Annotated in this window: 19 protein-coding genes; 10 read left to right on the forward strand and 9 right to left on the reverse strand. The window is 68.7% G+C overall.

The window, feature by feature from the left end; translation table 11 throughout:
- Positions 1-135: 135 nt before the first annotated feature.
- The 7 genes from ccmB to NPA30_RS12440 all read left to right on the forward strand — a co-directional run bounded on the left by ccmB (position 136) and on the right by NPA30_RS12440 (position 4,057).
- Positions 136-792, forward strand: a complete 657-nt coding sequence (gene ccmB, locus NPA30_RS12410; protein ID WP_256803014.1) for a heme exporter protein CcmB — start codon at positions 136-138, stop codon at positions 790-792.
- A gap of 169 nt (positions 793-961) precedes the next feature.
- Positions 962-1,678: a haloacid dehalogenase type II gene (locus tag NPA30_RS12415; protein WP_256803015.1), complete on the forward strand. Its 717-nt coding sequence runs from the start codon at positions 962-964 to the stop codon at positions 1,676-1,678.
- Between the two features lie 202 nt (positions 1,679-1,880).
- Positions 1,881-2,120, forward strand: coding sequence for a type II toxin-antitoxin system ParD family antitoxin (locus NPA30_RS12420; protein WP_256803016.1), 240 nt, complete (start codon positions 1,881-1,883; stop codon positions 2,118-2,120).
- A 10-nt stretch (positions 2,121-2,130) separates the two neighbouring features.
- The gene (locus NPA30_RS12425; protein WP_256803017.1) at positions 2,131-2,418 is read left to right on the forward strand and encodes a type II toxin-antitoxin system RelE/ParE family toxin; all 288 of its coding nucleotides are present in this window, start codon (positions 2,131-2,133) and stop codon (positions 2,416-2,418) included.
- Positions 2,419-2,493: 75 nt separating this feature from the next.
- On the forward strand, positions 2,494-3,249 hold the full coding sequence (locus NPA30_RS12430) for a heme ABC transporter permease (RefSeq protein WP_256803018.1): 756 nt from the start codon (positions 2,494-2,496) through the stop codon (positions 3,247-3,249).
- A gap of 5 nt (positions 3,250-3,254) precedes the next feature.
- On the forward strand, positions 3,255-3,431 hold the full coding sequence (gene ccmD / locus NPA30_RS12435) for a heme exporter protein CcmD (protein WP_256803019.1): 177 nt from the start codon (positions 3,255-3,257) through the stop codon (positions 3,429-3,431).
- A gap of 17 nt (positions 3,432-3,448) precedes the next feature.
- On the forward strand, positions 3,449-4,057 hold the full coding sequence (locus NPA30_RS12440; protein ID WP_256803250.1) for a DsbE family thiol:disulfide interchange protein: 609 nt from the start codon (positions 3,449-3,451) through the stop codon (positions 4,055-4,057).
- 102 nt (positions 4,058-4,159) lie between these two features.
- Here NPA30_RS12440 and NPA30_RS12445 read toward each other — a convergent pair whose 3' ends face one another.
- Positions 4,160-4,918 carry a gamma-glutamyl-gamma-aminobutyrate hydrolase family protein gene (locus NPA30_RS12445; RefSeq protein WP_256803020.1) on the reverse strand — a complete coding sequence of 253 codons (759 nt, stop codon included), beginning with the start codon at positions 4,916-4,918 and terminating at the stop codon, positions 4,160-4,162.
- A gap of 249 nt (positions 4,919-5,167) precedes the next feature.
- Here NPA30_RS12445 and irrA point away from each other — a divergent pair, with 249 nt between their 5' ends.
- The gene (gene irrA, locus NPA30_RS12450) at positions 5,168-5,611 is read left to right on the forward strand and encodes an iron response transcriptional regulator IrrA (protein ID WP_256803021.1); all 444 of its coding nucleotides are present in this window, start codon (positions 5,168-5,170) and stop codon (positions 5,609-5,611) included.
- Between the two features lie 442 nt (positions 5,612-6,053).
- Here irrA and NPA30_RS12455 read toward each other — a convergent pair whose 3' ends face one another.
- Positions 6,054-6,596, reverse strand: coding sequence for an SH3 domain-containing protein (locus NPA30_RS12455; protein ID WP_256803022.1), 543 nt, complete (start codon positions 6,594-6,596; stop codon positions 6,054-6,056).
- 295 nt (positions 6,597-6,891) lie between these two features.
- Between NPA30_RS12455 and NPA30_RS12460 the strand changes: the two genes are divergently transcribed.
- Both NPA30_RS12460 and NPA30_RS12465 read left to right on the forward strand, forming a co-directional pair.
- The gene (locus NPA30_RS12460; RefSeq protein WP_256803023.1) at positions 6,892-7,062 is read left to right on the forward strand and encodes a DUF1328 domain-containing protein; all 171 of its coding nucleotides are present in this window, start codon (positions 6,892-6,894) and stop codon (positions 7,060-7,062) included.
- A 120-nt stretch (positions 7,063-7,182) separates the two neighbouring features.
- Complete coding sequence (locus tag NPA30_RS12465) at positions 7,183-7,563, forward strand: ester cyclase (RefSeq protein WP_256803024.1); 381 nt, start codon at positions 7,183-7,185, stop codon at positions 7,561-7,563.
- Between the two features lie 18 nt (positions 7,564-7,581).
- Here NPA30_RS12465 and NPA30_RS12470 read toward each other — a convergent pair whose 3' ends face one another.
- From NPA30_RS12470 to mutM, 7 genes are all read right to left on the reverse strand, one after another.
- The gene (locus NPA30_RS12470) at positions 7,582-8,340 is read right to left on the reverse strand and encodes a molybdopterin-synthase adenylyltransferase MoeB (protein ID WP_256803025.1); all 759 of its coding nucleotides are present in this window, start codon (positions 8,338-8,340) and stop codon (positions 7,582-7,584) included.
- Entirely contained in the window at positions 8,337-9,449 is a 1,113-nt protein-coding gene (gene recF / locus NPA30_RS12475) for a DNA replication/repair protein RecF (RefSeq protein WP_256803026.1), read from the reverse strand. The genes NPA30_RS12470 and recF overlap by 4 nt, the downstream gene beginning before the upstream one ends.
- Before the next feature lie 50 nt (positions 9,450-9,499).
- The gene (gene dnaN, locus NPA30_RS12480; protein ID WP_256803027.1) at positions 9,500-10,618 is read right to left on the reverse strand and encodes a DNA polymerase III subunit beta; all 1,119 of its coding nucleotides are present in this window, start codon (positions 10,616-10,618) and stop codon (positions 9,500-9,502) included.
- A 135-nt stretch (positions 10,619-10,753) separates the two neighbouring features.
- Positions 10,754-12,280, reverse strand: a complete 1,527-nt coding sequence (gene dnaA / locus NPA30_RS12485) for a chromosomal replication initiator protein DnaA (RefSeq protein ID WP_372338797.1) — start codon at positions 12,278-12,280, stop codon at positions 10,754-10,756.
- Positions 12,281-12,345: 65 nt separating this feature from the next.
- Positions 12,346-12,780 (reverse strand): rhodanese-like domain-containing protein, encoded by a 435-nt coding sequence (locus tag NPA30_RS12490; protein WP_256803028.1) that lies wholly within the window; start codon positions 12,778-12,780, stop codon positions 12,346-12,348.
- 671 nt (positions 12,781-13,451) lie between these two features.
- On the reverse strand, positions 13,452-13,730 hold the full coding sequence (rpsT, locus tag NPA30_RS12495; RefSeq protein ID WP_256803029.1) for a 30S ribosomal protein S20: 279 nt from the start codon (positions 13,728-13,730) through the stop codon (positions 13,452-13,454).
- Positions 13,731-13,887: 157 nt separating this feature from the next.
- Positions 13,888-14,781 (reverse strand): bifunctional DNA-formamidopyrimidine glycosylase/DNA-(apurinic or apyrimidinic site) lyase, encoded by an 894-nt coding sequence (gene mutM, locus NPA30_RS12500; protein ID WP_256803030.1) that lies wholly within the window; start codon positions 14,779-14,781, stop codon positions 13,888-13,890.
- Between the last annotated feature and the right edge of the window lie 81 nt (positions 14,782-14,862).

The following is a 14,862-nucleotide window of genomic DNA, read 5'->3' on the forward strand; positions in this document are numbered from 1 at the left end:
GCGGATCGAGCGATTCGATCCGGCGGTCGCCGCGGCCGACGACGCCGACCCGGCCGCGGAAGGCTTCGCCGGTGCACCCCGCTCCGGCAGGCCGGAGCGAGACCTGGTCCGCTCGGCGACCGCGGAGTCCTGGTGGTGAAGGCGCTGTTCCTGCGCGACGTCCGGCTCGGCATCGCCGGCGGCGGGGCGACGGTCGCCGTCGTCTTCTTCCTCGCGGTGATCGCGACGATCCCCTTCGGCATCGGCCCCGACCTCAACCTCCTCAGCCGCATCGGGCCGGCGATCCTGTGGAACGGCGCGCTCCTATCGGCGCTCCTGACGCTCGACCGGCTGTTCCAGGCCGACCGCGACGACGGCACGCTCGACCTCCTGATCCTCGGCCCGACCCCGCTGCCGCTGACGGTGCTTGCCAAATGCGCGGCGCACTGGGTGGCGAGCGGGTTGCCGCTGGTGCTCGCCGCGCCCGTCCTCGGCCTGTTCCTGGCGCTCTCGCCGACCGCGATCGGCGCGGTGATGGCGACGCTCCTCGTCGGCACCCCGGCGATCACGCTGATCGGCGCGGTCGGCGCGGCGGTGGCTGTCGCCTTGCCGCGCGGCGGGCTGCTCGTCTCGGTGCTGGTGCTGCCGCTGGCGATTCCGGTGCTGATCTTCGGCGTCTCGGCGACCTATGGCGCGGTCAACGAGCCCGACCCGTTCCTGCCGCCCTTCCTGATCCTGATCGCCCTGACGCTGTTCTTCGCTGTGCTCGGCCCCGTCGCGGCGGCCGCGGCGCTCAGGGCAAGCGGGGATTGAGGGGCATCCCGCCCGCTGGTCGTGCCGGCGCCCGCCGCCGCAGCGGGGGCGACCCGTCGCACAGCCCGGCCAGCGGCGGGTGCCGAGGCTCCGGTTGTGGGATGGTGGCGCCGTCCGTTCCCGGCTAGGTTGCCCTGTTTATCCAAGCGACGGCAGCTGCAGGTGATCCGTGCCCCCGACCGATGACGTGATGTTCAGGCTGGATCCCGCCCCGAAGGTCATCACCTTCGATTGCTACGGCACGCTCGTACAGTGGTACGAGGTGCTGCTGCGCGAGATCGCGGCCGTTCTCCGCGAGCAGGGGCGGGAGGCGACCGATGCCTCCGCCGTGCTCGACAGCTTCTCGCAGCAGTCGCGCCGGCTCGAAGCCGAGCGGCCTCACCGGCTCTACAAGGACATCTTGCGCACCGGCTTCCGCGCCGCGCTGACGGAGCACGGGCTCGCCGCCGGCGGGGACGCCGTCGAGCAGCTCTCCGACGCGATCTCGACGATGGGACCGCATCCCGAGGTGCCGGCCGCGCTGCGACGGCTGCGCGAGCGCTACCGCCTGGCGATCGTCACCAACTCCGACGAGGACCTCATCGTCCACAACGTCGCGCCTCTCGGCGTCGCGATCGACTTCGTCATCACCGCCGAACGCGCGGGCGCCTATAAGCCGTCCCGGCAGATCTTCGAGCATGCCTATGCCGCGATGGGCGTGACCAAGGAGGAGACCGTCCATGTCGCGATGGGCATGTTCCTCGACATGAAGGCGTGTCACGACCTTGGAATTCGCGGTATCTGGGTGAACCGGCTGGGGCAGCGTGGCAACCCGGACTGGCTTCCCTATGCGGAGGTGTCGAACCTGGACGAAGCCGCGGCATTGCTGCTCCCGGCTCCGGCCTGACATGCGGCGGCGGGGTCGGACGAATGCAGTCGGTGGCCGTTGTTGCTGTCATGGCGACACTCTCGGCACTGCGCTGAATGGCGCCGCTGGTACGGCCGGGGCGGCTGAGCGGATCTGTTGCGAGCCGATGGATGCGATGCCCGTGGCTTTTGACTTGGCAATCTTTGCCAAAGGTGTAGCCTGAGGTCAGGAGGTCCTCATCATGGCGACCATGAATGTATCCCTTCCGGACCGCATGAAGGACTGGGTTGAAGCTCAGACCGAAAACGGCCGGTACAGCAATACCAGCGACTACGTTCGTGACCTGATCCGCCGGGATCAGGATCGGACCGAGAAGATCGCGCATCTGCAAGCCCTCGTCACTGAGGGGCTTCAAAGCGGCATCAGTAGCCGGACGATGGACGACATCGAGGCGGCGGCGCGGCGCGATCTCGGCGTCTGACAGCCTGGCCATGAGCTACCGGCTTACGGATCAAGCGGCCGAAGACGTTCAGCACATCTACACCGAAGGCTCGCGTCTTTTCGGTCTGGAGCAGGCCGGCCGTTACCATGCGCGCTTGCGCCAGACATTCGAGGTGCTGGCACACTTCCCAGAACTCGCACGCGAGCGCCTCGAGATCACGCCAGCGGTGCGCATCCACCGCTGCGGCGCTCACGTCGTCATCTACATTGTTGATGAGGTGGACGTCTTGATCGTCCGTGTCCGGCATGGCCATGAGGACTGGGTCAACGACCTGTGACTCGTGTGCCTCCGATGGCTTGTTGAACGCCCCCGTCGAATTGCCGCCACATCGGAACGCTTCTAAGATGGCGCCATGACGGACATCGCCCTCCGCCCGCCGCGCCTTGCCGCTCTCGCCAGCCCGACTCGGTTCCTCCAGGTCTCGGGCGCCGTGCAGCCGTGGCTCTACGGCCTCGCGGCCCTGCTGCTCGCGGCCGGCCTCGGGCTCGGCTTCTCCGTGCCGCCGGACTACCAGCAGGGCGCGACCGTCGAGATCATGTTCATCCACGTGCCCTTCGCCTGGCTGGCGATGATGTGCTGGACGGTCATGAGCGCCTCGGCGCTCGGCACGCTGGTGTGGCGCCATCCGCTCGCCGACGTGTCGGTGAAGGCGGCGGCGCCGATCGGGGCGGTGTTCACGCTCCTCGCGCTCGTCACCGGCTCGGTCTGGGGCCGGCCGATGTGGGGCACCTGGTGGGTGTGGGACGCGCGGCTGACCTCGGTCTTCGTCCTGTTCCTGATGTATCTCGGGCTCATCGCGCTGACCCGCGCGCTCGACGATCCCGGCCGCTCGGCGCGCGCTGCGGCGATCCTCGTCCTCGTCGGCTTCGTCAACATCCCGATCATCAAGTTCTCGGTCGACTGGTGGAACACGCTGCACCAGTCCGCGAGCATCATCCGCCTCGACGGGCCATCGATCGCGCCGGTCTTCCTGTGGCCGCTGCTCCTCTGCGCGCTCGGCTTCACCACCCTGTTCTTCGCCATGCACCTGACGGCGATGCGCACCGAGGTGCTGCGCCGGCGCGTCCGCGCGCTCGCCCGCATGACCGCGCGCGGCGCCGAGGCCTGAGGATCATGCACGACTACACCGGCTTCATCGCCGCCGCCTACGGCATCTCGGCGCTTGCGCTCGCCGGGCTCGGACTCTGGCTGTTCCTCGACGCGCGCGCCCGCCGCGCCGAACTGAAGCTCCTCGAAGCGCGCGGCGTGCGGCGCCGTTCGATGGCCCGGGCCGAGGCGGGTGCGTCGTGACCGAGGCGAGCGAACCGCTGAACGAGGGCGCCGATACGCCGCGGGCCTCGCGCGCCGGGCGACTGCTCGTCGCGCTGCCGCTGCTCTTCTTCTTGGGGCTCGCCGGCGTCTTCCTCTATCAGCTGGCGTCCGGTCATGACGCCAGCGAGGTGCCCTCCGTGCTCATCGGCAAGTCTGCGCCGAAGACCGTGCTGCCGCCGCTGCCGGGCCTGACGCAGGCCGACGGCGCCCCGGTGCCGGGCCTCGATCTCGCCGCGGCGGGGGACGGGCGGCCGGTGCTGGTCAACGTCTTCGCCTCCTGGTGCGCGCCCTGCCGCGAGGAGCATCCGCTGCTGATGCAGCTGGCGAAGGACAGGCGCGTCCGCCTGGTCGGCATCAACTACAAGGACAAGCAGCCGGAGAACGCGCGCGGGTTCCTGACCGATCTGGGCAATCCCTATGCCGCCGTCGGCTACGATCCGGCCGGCCAGTCGACCATCGACTGGGGCGTCTACGGCGTGCCCGAGACCTTCCTCGTCGGCACCGACGGGACGATCCTGTGGAAGCAGACGGGCCCGTTCACGCCGCAGGCGATCGAAAGCGGGCTGATCCCGGCATTGGATAAGGCGCTCAAACAGGCGAACTGACGCCGCGGCGGTGCGACCTTTGATCGCCTTTCGTCCCTCAAGATCACACAGCCTCGGCGGACGCTCTCCCACGACCTGATGCGCGGCGATGCGAGGTCGCGGTCAGCGGCTCGACGCCGCCTCGCGCCGCTGCCGGCAGGCCGCGCCGAAGGCCTCGAAGATCCGCCGCGAGGGCTCGTCCGTCTCCGCCCAGTATTCCGGATGCCACTGCATGCCGAAGGCGAAGGCCTTGGCGCCGGTCACCGATACAGCCTCGACCGTCCCGTCGGGAGCGCTTGCCTCGGCGACTAGCCCGTCGGCGAGACGGTCGATCGCCTGCCGGTGCAGCGAGTTCACCCGCAGCTCTCCCGCGCCGACGATGGCGGCGAGCTTGCCGTCCGGCGCCACCGTGACCGGGTGGCGGACCGCAAAGCGCTCGCGCTGATCGTGGTGGGGCAGGGCGCGGTGGTCCATCCGCCCCTCCAACTCCTGGATCTCGGTCGCCAGACTCCCGCCGAAGGCAACGTTCAGCTCCTGATGGCCGCGGCAGATCGCGAGGAGCGGCAGGCCGCCCTCGACCGCGCCGCGGATCAGCGCCTCGGTGAGCCGGTCGCGCTCGGGATCGAAGGGCTCGTGCGCCGTCGAGGCCGGCACGCCGTAGCGCTCGGGATGGACGTTCGAGGCCGAGCCTGTGACGAGCACGCCGTCGACCCGCGCCAGCAGCGCGCCGAGGTCGAGCTCGGGCAGCAGCGCCGGCACGATCACCGGCACGACGCCGGCGACGCGAATGGCGGCCTTCAGGTAGGTGTCCGGCGTCGCGTGCCAGGTGTAGTTCTCGAAGCTGCGAACATCGGCGGGAACGGCGACGAGGGGAACGGACATGGTGCGGGGCTCCGGAGGCGGTGTCCGGTCTTAACTGCAGCGGCGCGGCTTGCCTACGGGGGGCGGGACCCTTGCAGCGGCGCTCGACCGGGTAGCGCTCGCTGCGAAGGCAGGCGCCGCGCGGCGCTCCTCGCACGCTTTGTGCGCCGTTCCACTTCATGCTATGACCGCGCTGATGAAGCCTGCAAGCGGCAGGCGCCGCCGGGCGATGTGCCGCCGGTCGGCATTTCGAGCGGTTGTGGACGAGCGATGGAACAGCGGGCGCGGAGCCAGGGATTTTGCGTGTTCGAGCGGCTGCGGGCTGCGGGCCTTCGCCCGACAAAGCAACGCGTGGCGCTCTGTAACCTGATCTTCTCGCATGGCGACCGGCATCTGTCGGCGGAAGAGCTGCACGCCGAGGCGCACCGGGCCGGTGAGCCGGTGTCGCTGGCGACCGTCTACAACACGCTGCACCAGTTCACCGATGCGGGGCTCGTGCGCCCGCTGACGGCCGAAGGCGGCCAGCGCACGTATTTCGACACCAACACCTCCGACCACCATCACTTCTTCATCGAAGACGACAACGCGATGATCGACATCCCGGACGAGGCGATCCGCCTCGACCGTCTGCCGGAGCCGCCGGAGGGGATGGAGATCGTCAATGTCGACGTGGTGGTGCGCCTGCGCCGCAAGGCCGCGCCCGGCAACGCCTGAGGCGCACCGGCGCCGCAGTCGTCGCATCGACCGCTGCGTCCCCTTATCCTGAGGTGGCCCGAAGGGCCCTCCAAGGCTGAAATGCACCGAAGAGACCTTGAAGGGTGAGGCGCCCCTTCGAGCGCTTTCGCTATGCCCTCGCCCTTCGAGGCTCGCTGCGCTTGCACCTCAGGATGAGGGCGAGTGGGTTTGCACCTCAGACGACGGCGGATGATGCTCGCATCCGGGATGAGCGTGAATGGCGCACACGTCTCAGCATAAGGGCGGGTGGCGCTTGCACCTCAGCATGCGGGGGATGGAGGCTCGCACCTCGGGCGTGCGGTGAAGGGCGCCCGGCGCCCGGCCTTGCGAAACCCGCCGGCAACCGCCGCGATCGAGTTCGTCGCCTGGCGGCCGACGACGCGTTGCGATGCTTTGGGGCCGTTGTCGAAACCCGCCAGCCTCAGAAGCGCTCGTCGGGATAGACGCCCCAGATCTCGTGCTGCTGGACGAAGCCGTCGCGGTCGGCGACCTTGATTTCGCACCAGCCGTTGCTGCACTCCTCGACGTGGGTGACGACGCCCGGCTCCATCTGGGCGACGAGCGGAGCGTCGTCGGCGGGGCTGCGGTGCACGTCGATGGTGGCGCTCTTGCCCTTCAGCCAGGGCGCGGCGATCGCGGTGCGCTCGCCGGTCAGGAGCGAGTGATAGACCCAGCCCTCGGTGCCCTCGCTGTCGCGCACGCGGCGCCAGAGGTCGTACTCCTGGACGATCTCCACCGGCAGGCCGCGCTTGAGATAAAGCCAGGAGACGGCGTAGTCGCGCCCGGGGCCGACGCGCAGGTTCACACGCGCCGACTTCAGCGAGACGAAGCGCGGCAGCGGCAGCTTGCTGGTGTCGTCCTGCGCGGCCGCGTGCCAGGTGCGGCCCTCGAAGCTCGGGAAGAAGGCTGCCAGCATGAGGCCGAGGGCGGCTGCGGCCATCAGGCGGGTCGAGGTCGTACGCATCCACCACTCCATCCACGTCGCGCAGGGGAGGCCGCGTGTCGTCTCGAGGGATCAAGAGAGGCTCTCACAAGCCGCCGAAGGACGGCGCACGCGCCGCTCCTCCGGCCGACGCGCCGGGCCGCGCGGTCGAGCATCATCATGATTTGTTTGGGTTAACGGAGCGTTTCGAGCCGCCTTCGGCGCGGCGTCCGATGGCGCAGCGGCCGACGAGACGACGCGCAACGCTTAGGCGGTGAACTTTTTTCTGAGGACCAGCGTTATCACGACAAACTGACTTCCCGTGAGGAGAACCAACATGCTCGGATGGGCTCTGACTTTCCTGATCGTCGCTCTGATCGCGGCGGCTCTCGGCTTCGGCGGCATTGCCGGCGCAGCGGTCGGCATCGCCAAGATCATCTTCTTCGTGGCGATCGTGCTGTTCGTCCTGTCGCTGCTCTTCGGCGGCTTCCGTCGTCGTTCGATCTGACGCGACGCCGACCATGATCGTAGGAAGGCCGCCGGTTTCGGCGGCCTTTTCGTATCAGCGGCTGCGATCGCCCCCAGCAATGTACCCTTCCTCCGCGAACGAGCCAGCCGAGCGACGGCGATGAGCGACCTCGAAGCGAGATACCGAGCCTATATCGACTGCCTCAATCGCCAGGATTGGGCCGAGCTCGGCTCCTTCGTCGACGCGGAGGCGACGCACAACGGCCGTCGTCTCGGTCTCGCGGGCTATCGGCAGATGCTCGAGCGCGACCACCGCGACATCCCCGACCTCGTCTTTCGTATCGACCTCTTGCTGATCGACCCGCCGATGATCGGGGCCCGGCTGTCGTTCGACTGTCATCCCGCGGGCTCGTTTCTCGGCCTTCCGGTGAACGGTAGACGTGTCGCCTTCACCGAAAACGTCTTCTACCGCTTCGCCGACGGCAGGATCGCCGAAGTCTGGTCGGTCATCGACAGAGCCGCGATCGAGGCGCAACTCTGAGGCGCACCCGGCTCGCGATCACGTCCGACGCCGGCGGTAGCGGATCTCCTCGAAGCGCATCGCGAGCGTGTCCACGAGAAGCAGCCGGCCGATCAGCGGCTCGCCGATGCCGCAGATCAGCTTCACCGCCTCGGCCGCCGCGAGCGTGCCGAGGATGCCGGTGACGGCGCCGAGGATGCCGGCCTCCGTGCAGGTCGGCACGAGTCCCTCTGGCGGCGGCTCCGGGAAGAGGTCGCGATAGCGTGGCAGGAGGCTGCCGTCGGGGCCACTCTCGAACGGCGTCAGCGTCGTCAGGGAACCCGAGAAGCGGTTGACCGCGGCGCTGACCAGCGGCCGCCGCACCGCTTCGCACAGGTCGGCCATGGCGTAGCGGGTGGCAAAGTTGTCTGACCCGTCGATGACGAGATCATAGGCCTCGATGACCACCGCGGCGTTGTCGACGTCGAGCCGCAGGCGATGCGGCTCGACCTGCACATGCGGATTGATCGCCGCGATCCTGTCGACGGCGCTGTCGAGCTTGGCGCGACCGACATCCGCCTCGCCGTGCAGGATCTGGCGCTGCAGGTTGGAGCGCGACACCGTGTCGTCGTCGGCGATGCCGAGCGTGCCGACGCCGGCGGCCGCGAGATAGAGCGCGACCGGCGAGCCGATGCCGCCGGCGCCGACCACGAGGACACGCGCGGACTTCAGCGCCTGCTGGCCCGGCCCGCCGATCTCCGGCAGCACGATGTGACGGGCGTAGCGCTCGAGCTCCTCGGGCGAAAAGGGTGTCGTCATGCCAGGCTCCCGTTGCTGACGGTCAGGCGTTGGGCGCGGCCCTCGAGCGCCTCGAACAGCGACGCGTCGGTGCCGGTCATGAAGGCCTGCGCGCCGAGCGCCTCGATGATGTCGAAGAGCGCGGCGCGCCGGCCGGGATCGAGATGGGCCGCGATCTCGTCGAGAAGCAGGACGGGCGCGATGCCTCCGACCGAGGCGACGAGCCGCGCATGGGCAAGGATCAGGCCGATGAGCAGCGCCTTCTGCTCGCCGGTTGAGGAGAGGGCGGCCGGCATCGCCTTGGCGATGTAGGACACGGCAAGATCGGCGCGGTGCGGCCCTTCCAGCGTGCGGCCGGCGGCGCGGTCGCCGTAGCGGCCCTCGCGCAGATGACGTGCGGCACGGTCCTCCAGCTCGACAGCCGAGCCCGACAGATCGTCGAAGCCGTAGCCGCTCGACAAGGCGAGGCCGGCGCGCGGGAAGGGGGCCTCTTCCGGCCTGGCGTCGATCAACGCGCCGAGAAGGCCGACGACCTCCGCCCGTGCGAGCGCCATGGCGACGCCGAGCTCGGCCATCTGTGCCTCGATGCCCGTGAGCCAGGCGTCGTCCATGCGGTTCTCGTCGAGCAGGCGGTTGCGCCCGCGCATCGCCTTCTCGTAGTCGGCGGCCCGGCGCCCGTGCGCAGGGTCGAGCGCCAGCACCAGCCGGTCGAGGAAGCGGCGGCGGTCCGCAGCCGGGCCGGTGAAGAGCCCGTCCATCGCCGGCGTCAGCCAGACGAGGCGCAGATGGTCGAGCAGCTCCTCGGCGCTGGCGGCCGTCTCGTTGATGCGCACGATGCGGGACGGCGCGTCCGGGCGCACCAGCGTCGCGAGCGCCACCGTCTCCGTGTCCCGCTCGACCTCGGCGAAGATCGAGAAGCCGCCGCTGCCGCCGGCGCGCGCAATGTCGGCCTGCACCGCACGGCGCAGCCCGCGCCCGGGCGTCATGAGGGAGATCGCCTCGAGAAGGTTGGTCTTGCCGGCACCGTTTGCCCCGGTGAAGACGACGAAGGGCGCGTCGAAGTCGATCCGCAGGCTCGCATAGTTGCGCAGGTCCGCGAGCCGCAGGCGGGTGATGCGGGTCTTCGGCACGGCGGGAGTCCGCGCCGCGGGCGAAGCCGGCGAAGCCGTGTCGCCTGGGCTCAGACGCGCATCGGCATCAGCACGTAGAGCGTGCTGTCGTCGCCGCCGTCCCTGATCAGCGTCGGCGAGCCGGGGTCCGCCAGCATGAAGATCGCATCCTCGCCGGAGAGCTGGCCGGTGATGTCGAGAAGATAACGCGCGTTGAAGCCGATCTCGATCTGGTCGGCCTCGTAGCCGACGGCAAGCTCCTCGGTCGCGGTGCCGGAGTCCGGGCTGTTCACCGTCAGCACCAGCTGGCCCTCGGACAGCGCGAGCTTCACCGCGCGGCCGCGTTCGGAGGAGATGGTCGAGACGCGATCCACGGCGGCCGAGAAGGAGCCGCGGTCGAGCGTCAGTGCCTTGTCGTTGCCGGTCGGGATCACCCGCTGATAATCGGGGAAGGTGCCGTCGATCAGCTTGGAGGTGATGACGATCGGCCCGAGCGTCAGGCGGATCTTGGAGTCCGACAGCTCGACCTGGACGTCCGCGTCCTCGTCGCCGAGAAGCTTCTGCAACTCGCCCACCGTCTTGCGCGGGATGATGATGCCGGGCATCCCCTCGGAGCCCGCCGGCGCGTCCATTTCGGCCCGCGCCAGGCGATGGCCATCGGTGGCCACCGCCCGCAGGCGCAGCTGGCCTTCGGCCTCGATGGTGTGGAGGAAGATGCCGTTCAGGTAGTAGCGCGTCTCCTCGGTGGAGATCGCGAACTGCGTGCGCTCGATCAGCCGGGCGAGCTCGCTCGCCTTCAGCGTGAAGGCGTGGCTGAAGCTGCCGGCCGTGATGTCGGGGAAGTCGGATTGCGGCAGGCACTGCAGGCGGAAGCTCGAGCGGCCGGAGGTCACCGTCAGCTGGCTGGTGTCGGTGTTGGTCGCGAGCCGGATTTCAGCGCCGTCCGGCAGCTTGCGCACGATGTCGTGCAGGAGATGGGCGGGAACGGTGGTTGCGCCGGCCTGGTCGTCGCTCGCCGGCACCGTCTCGGTGATCTCGAGGTCGAGGTCGGTCGCCTTCAGGCGCAGCGTGCCCTCCTCCGTCTTCAGCAGCACGTTCGACAGGATCGGGATCGTGTTGCGGCGTTCGACCACGCGATGGACGTGGCCGAGCGACTTCAGGAGGTTGGAACGCTCGATGGTGATACGCATGAATGGAACCGTTGATTGCGAAGGGCCCGCCGTGCGCAGGCCCCTCCAGCAGAGTGCAGACCTTGTAAAGTCTCGCGCCGTCGATGGGAAGACGCAAGGCGGCACCGCCAGGTGCCGCGCCGGAGGCAAAACCGGCTACTCCTCGATCATGCGTCGGATGAGGTCGAGCTCCTCGCCGAGCTTGTCGTCCTTCTGACGCTCGGCCTCGATCTTGCGCACCGCGTGCAGCACGGTGGTGTGATCGCGCCCGCCGAAGCGGCGGCCGATCTCGGGCAGCGAGCGCGGCGTCATGGTCTTGGCGAGGTACATGGCGATCTGGCGCGGCCGTACGATCGTACGGGTGCGCCGGGAGGAGAGGATGTCGGTGCGCGACACGTTGTAGTGGCGCGAGACGAAGCGCAGGATGTCCTCGATCCGCACCCGCTTCTCGCTGCTGGCGCGCGTCAGCGTGTTGAGGAGATCGTCGAGATGCTCCTCCGACAGCGGTTGGCCGACCGAATGGCGGAAGGCGATCTGGTTGAAGGCGCCTTCGAGATCCCGGCCGCTGCCGACGACGCGCCGGGCGATGTGGTCGATCACCTTCTCGGGGATGGCGAAGCTCGGGTCGTCCACCCGCATCGCCGCGATGCGGCGGGTGAGGATCGCCTTGCGCATCTCGAAGTCCGGGGCCGACATCTCGATGGCGACGCCGCCGGTGAGGCGCGAGCGCACGCGCGCGTCGAGCGTCTCGAGTTCGAAGGCCGGGCGGTCGGCCGCGACGATCACCTGCCGGGCGCTGTCGATCAGGGCATTCAGGAGGTGGCAGAACTCCTGCTGGATCGACTTGCCCTGCAGGAACTGCATGTCGTCGATGATCAGGATGTCGATGCCGCGCAGCGTCTCCTTGAAGTCGAGCGCCTGGTTGTCGCGGATCGCGGTGGCGAAGCGCCACATGAAGTATTCGGCGGTCAGGTAGACGACCCGTGGCTGATCCTTGCGACGCACGGCGGCATTGGCGATCGCCTGCAGGAGATGGGTCTTGCCGAGCCCCACCGTCGCGTGGACGTAGAGCGGGTTGAACCGCACCGATTGCGGCCCGTTCTCGGCGATGGCACGCGCGGCAGCGAGCGCCACGCGGTTCGAGCTGCCTTCCACGAAGCTGGCGAAGTCGTAGCGCGCGTCGAGGGGCGATCCGAAGTCGCTGGAGGCCCGCGCGGGGACGGTGCCGCGCTCGACCTCCACCCGGTTGGCGACCGAGAGGTTGGCGGCCACCGGGAGGGCGGTGGCCGTGGCCGCGCCGGCGCTCATCACCCGGCCCGCAGGGCGCAGCTGCTCGACGGTGGCGCCGGCGACCTGGCTGTTGCGCACGGCGCTGCGCACCGCGATCTCAACCTTCAGGGTGCCCGGCAGCTCCTGTGCGAAGCTCTCCAGCAGCTGCTGCTGGTAGTGGCCGCCGATCCAGGTCTTGAGGAAGGCCGTCGGTACCGAGATCTGGACGACGCCGCGATCGATCTGCTCGAGCTTCATCCGCTGGAACCAGCTGGAGAAGATGTCCTGACCCAGCTGGGCCTTCAGCCGCGCCTTGACGCGTTCCAGGATCTCCGCTTCGCCTCGACCATCGCCGCCCTCTGCCATTTCGGTGCCCTGCTGGTTCTTGTTGTTGTTCTTGCTGCTGTCGATCATGCGAAACGCCGCGTCCTGCGGCCGTCGGCTCTGCGTCACGGCGGATCCCTGGAGGTTCGACGGGGTCACGCACGCCTCCAGGGCAGACCTTCGGCCTGCCAGCCGGCGACGGTGCCGCGCTGCCCGGTCGCGTCCGGCGGACCCTCGAAGCCACCGAGGATGTTGTAGCTGTCCGCGTAGCCGGCGGCCGTCATGGCCGCCGCGCTTCCCATGCTGCGGCTGCCCGAGCGGCACAGGAACATCAGCCGGGAGGCCTTCGATCCGCCGGCCGCGGCGATCTCGGCTTCGAGCTTCTCGACGAAGTCCGGATCAATGGCCATCGTCGGGTAGGTCTGCCACTCGATGAAGAGCGGCGAGCGACCGATCGACGAAAGGTCGGGCACGCCGATGGCGTCCCACTCCGCCGTCGTGCGCACGTCGACGAGGAAGGCGTCGGCATCGGACTGAAGGTGCGACCAGCACTCTCCCACAGTCACGTCGCCCTGATATCCTTGCTTCATGAAATAGTTCTCCGCTGCGCGCCCAGAGTAAGGCGTACAGATTGACGTTCGTCGGTTGTGGTGCAGAAAGTCGCGTGTGGTCCGGGTTCAGGTCTTCACGTCAGAAACGTGAAAAGCTCACTAACGCTCGTGGTCGCAAAAGCTGTGAGCACTGCCGAAATGATTGGAGAACCCGATTTGTCCACACACTTCGTCTTCCCCGCTCTTGTGGTGGGGTTGAAACTACGAAAGCGGGCGACGCCGGGCAAGCTTGAATCCGGCGAAATCGGCGAAGGCTGGAGCACGGTGTTGCGGACTCGCACTGCGAGCATGTGGGCGGAACTGGGCAATCCCCTGATTCACAAGGGCGCGTTCCACAGGCCAAAAAAATTGGCGCGGCCGACGGAGCGAATTTAAATATTTCGACGCGCCCTGCTTGACTCAAAGGGTTAGCCAAAATCGCTTAGCCAGCTTGCTGAGCGCTTCGCACGACCTCTCGCAAACACCTGATAATGAACGATCTTTTCTGCGGCGTCAGCGTGCGGGCGATGACGGGCGCGACTCGCCGTGACACGCTGGTGACGGCACCACGGAATCCACGTGGCTTGTGCTCGGAATCAAAAAGGTCCGGCATGTGCCGGACCTTTGAAAGGCCGTCTCGCAGTGCGGCGGCAGGCGCTGAGGCGGGTGGCTCAGGCGGTCGCGGCGACGCCGACCGACTTCACGCGCGAGGCGAGGCGGGAGATCTTCCGCGAGGCGGTGTTCTTGTGGAACACGCCCTTCGAAGCGGCCCGCATCAGCTCGGGCTGCGCGGCGCGGAGCGCGGCCTGCGCGGCGTCCTTGTCGCCAGATGCGATCGCCTCTTCGACCTTGCGCAAGAAGGTGCGCACACGGCTGCGGCGGGTCTTGTTGATTTCCGTGCGTCGCGCGATCTTGCGCACGGCCTTCTTGGCCGACGGCGTATTGGCCATTCTCGTCTCTCTCTGTTCTGGATCTCATCGGTGCGGCCGCCGAAGCCGGAGCCGCACGCAAAGCAGCGGCGCTTAAGGCACCGCCGAAGATTGCGGCCTTATAGGGATGTCGGGTCGGGACGTCAACGGAAAATGCGCTGGCCCGGCGCGCGGCGGCTCACCGCTGGCACACGGGGCAGAAGAAGGTCGAGCGGCCGGATTGGGTGATGCGTGCGACGATGCCGCGGCAGCCTGGCCGCTGGCAGGGGTCGTGCTCTCGGTCATAGACCGCGAAGCGGTGCTGGAAGTAGCCGAGCGAGCCGTCCGCCTGCCGGTAGTCGCGCAAGGATGAGCCGCCGGCCTCGATCGCGTCGGCAATGGTTTCGCGCACGTGCCGGGCGAGCGCCTCGAGCCGGGCCGTCGGACGACCGTCCTTCCGCACGAGGCTGCCGGCGCCGCGACGGGGCGAGAGGCCGGCGCGCCAGAGCGCCTCGCACACGTAGATATTGCCGAGCCCGGCGATCAGCCGCTGGTCGAGGAGGGCCGCCTTCAGCGGCGCCTGCTTGCCGGCGAAGAGCGCGGCGAGCGCCGTCCCGTCGAGTGCGTTGCCCGTCGGCTCCAGCCCCAGATCCCGGAAGAAGGGATGAGCCTCCATCTCCGCGCGCGGAAGCAGGGTCATGTAGCCGAAGCGGCGCGGATCGTTGAAGACGATCGAGGCGGGCGGACCGCCGCGGGTTTCGAGATGCAAGAGGACGTGGTCGTGCAGCCGCTCCTCCGAGCGGGGGTGATGGAAGAGGCCCGGCGTCTCTACTTCATTGCGGCGTTCGATGCGGAAGGAGCCGGACATGCCGAGATGCATGGCGAGCACCGCACCGTCGTCGAGATCGGCCAGAAGATATTTCGCCCGGCGGCCGAGCGCCTCGACCCGCCGGCCGGCCAGCCCGGCGGCAAACCCCGGGGGCAGGGGAAAGCGCAGGTCCGGCCGCCGCAGTTCGACGCTCTCGATGCGCGCGCCTTCCATCACCGGCGCGAGGCCGCGCCGGACCGTCTCGACCTCTGGCAATTCGGGCATTCGTGCATAAGTCTCCAGCGGCGCGCGGCGCGTCGGGTAAGAGGTGGCCGCCACCGCATCGATCGGTTACATCGTGGCCGA

Source organism: Mangrovibrevibacter kandeliae, assembly GCF_024519155.1.
Lineage (GTDB): Bacteria > Pseudomonadota > Alphaproteobacteria > Rhizobiales > Rhizobiaceae > Mangrovibrevibacter > Mangrovibrevibacter kandeliae.

Excerpts from the sequence above, each read along its gene's own strand:
- NPA30_RS12420 (WP_256803016.1), top strand. The coding sequence starts at position 1,881 with ATGGCGACCATGAATGTATCCCTTCCGGACCGCATGAAGGACTGGGTT.
- NPA30_RS12425 (WP_256803017.1), top strand. The coding sequence starts at position 2,131 with ATGAGCTACCGGCTTACGGATCAAGCGGCCGAAGACGTTCAGCACATC.
- NPA30_RS12430 (WP_256803018.1), top strand. The coding sequence starts at position 2,494 with ATGACGGACATCGCCCTCCGCCCGCCGCGCCTTGCCGCTCTCGCCAGC.
- ccmD (WP_256803019.1), top strand. The coding sequence starts at position 3,255 with ATGCACGACTACACCGGCTTCATCGCCGCCGCCTACGGCATCTCGGCG.
- NPA30_RS12445 (WP_256803020.1), bottom strand. The coding sequence starts at position 4,918 with ATGTCCGTTCCCCTCGTCGCCGTTCCCGCCGATGTTCGCAGCTTCGAG.
- irrA (WP_256803021.1), top strand. The coding sequence starts at position 5,168 with ATGGAACAGCGGGCGCGGAGCCAGGGATTTTGCGTGTTCGAGCGGCTG.
- NPA30_RS12455 (WP_256803022.1), bottom strand. The coding sequence starts at position 6,596 with ATGCGTACGACCTCGACCCGCCTGATGGCCGCAGCCGCCCTCGGCCTC.
- NPA30_RS12460 (WP_256803023.1), top strand. The coding sequence starts at position 6,892 with ATGCTCGGATGGGCTCTGACTTTCCTGATCGTCGCTCTGATCGCGGCG.
- NPA30_RS12465 (WP_256803024.1), top strand. The coding sequence starts at position 7,183 with ATGAGCGACCTCGAAGCGAGATACCGAGCCTATATCGACTGCCTCAAT.
- NPA30_RS12470 (WP_256803025.1), bottom strand. The coding sequence starts at position 8,340 with ATGACGACACCCTTTTCGCCCGAGGAGCTCGAGCGCTACGCCCGTCAC.
- dnaN (WP_256803027.1), bottom strand. The coding sequence starts at position 10,618 with ATGCGTATCACCATCGAGCGTTCCAACCTCCTGAAGTCGCTCGGCCAC.
- dnaA (WP_372338797.1), bottom strand. The coding sequence starts at position 12,280 with ATGATCGACAGCAGCAAGAACAACAACAAGAACCAGCAGGGCACCGAA.
- NPA30_RS12490 (WP_256803028.1), bottom strand. The coding sequence starts at position 12,780 with ATGAAGCAAGGATATCAGGGCGACGTGACTGTGGGAGAGTGCTGGTCG.
- rpsT (WP_256803029.1), bottom strand. The coding sequence starts at position 13,730 with ATGGCCAATACGCCGTCGGCCAAGAAGGCCGTGCGCAAGATCGCGCGA.
- mutM (WP_256803030.1), bottom strand. The coding sequence starts at position 14,781 with ATGCCCGAATTGCCAGAGGTCGAGACGGTCCGGCGCGGCCTCGCGCCG.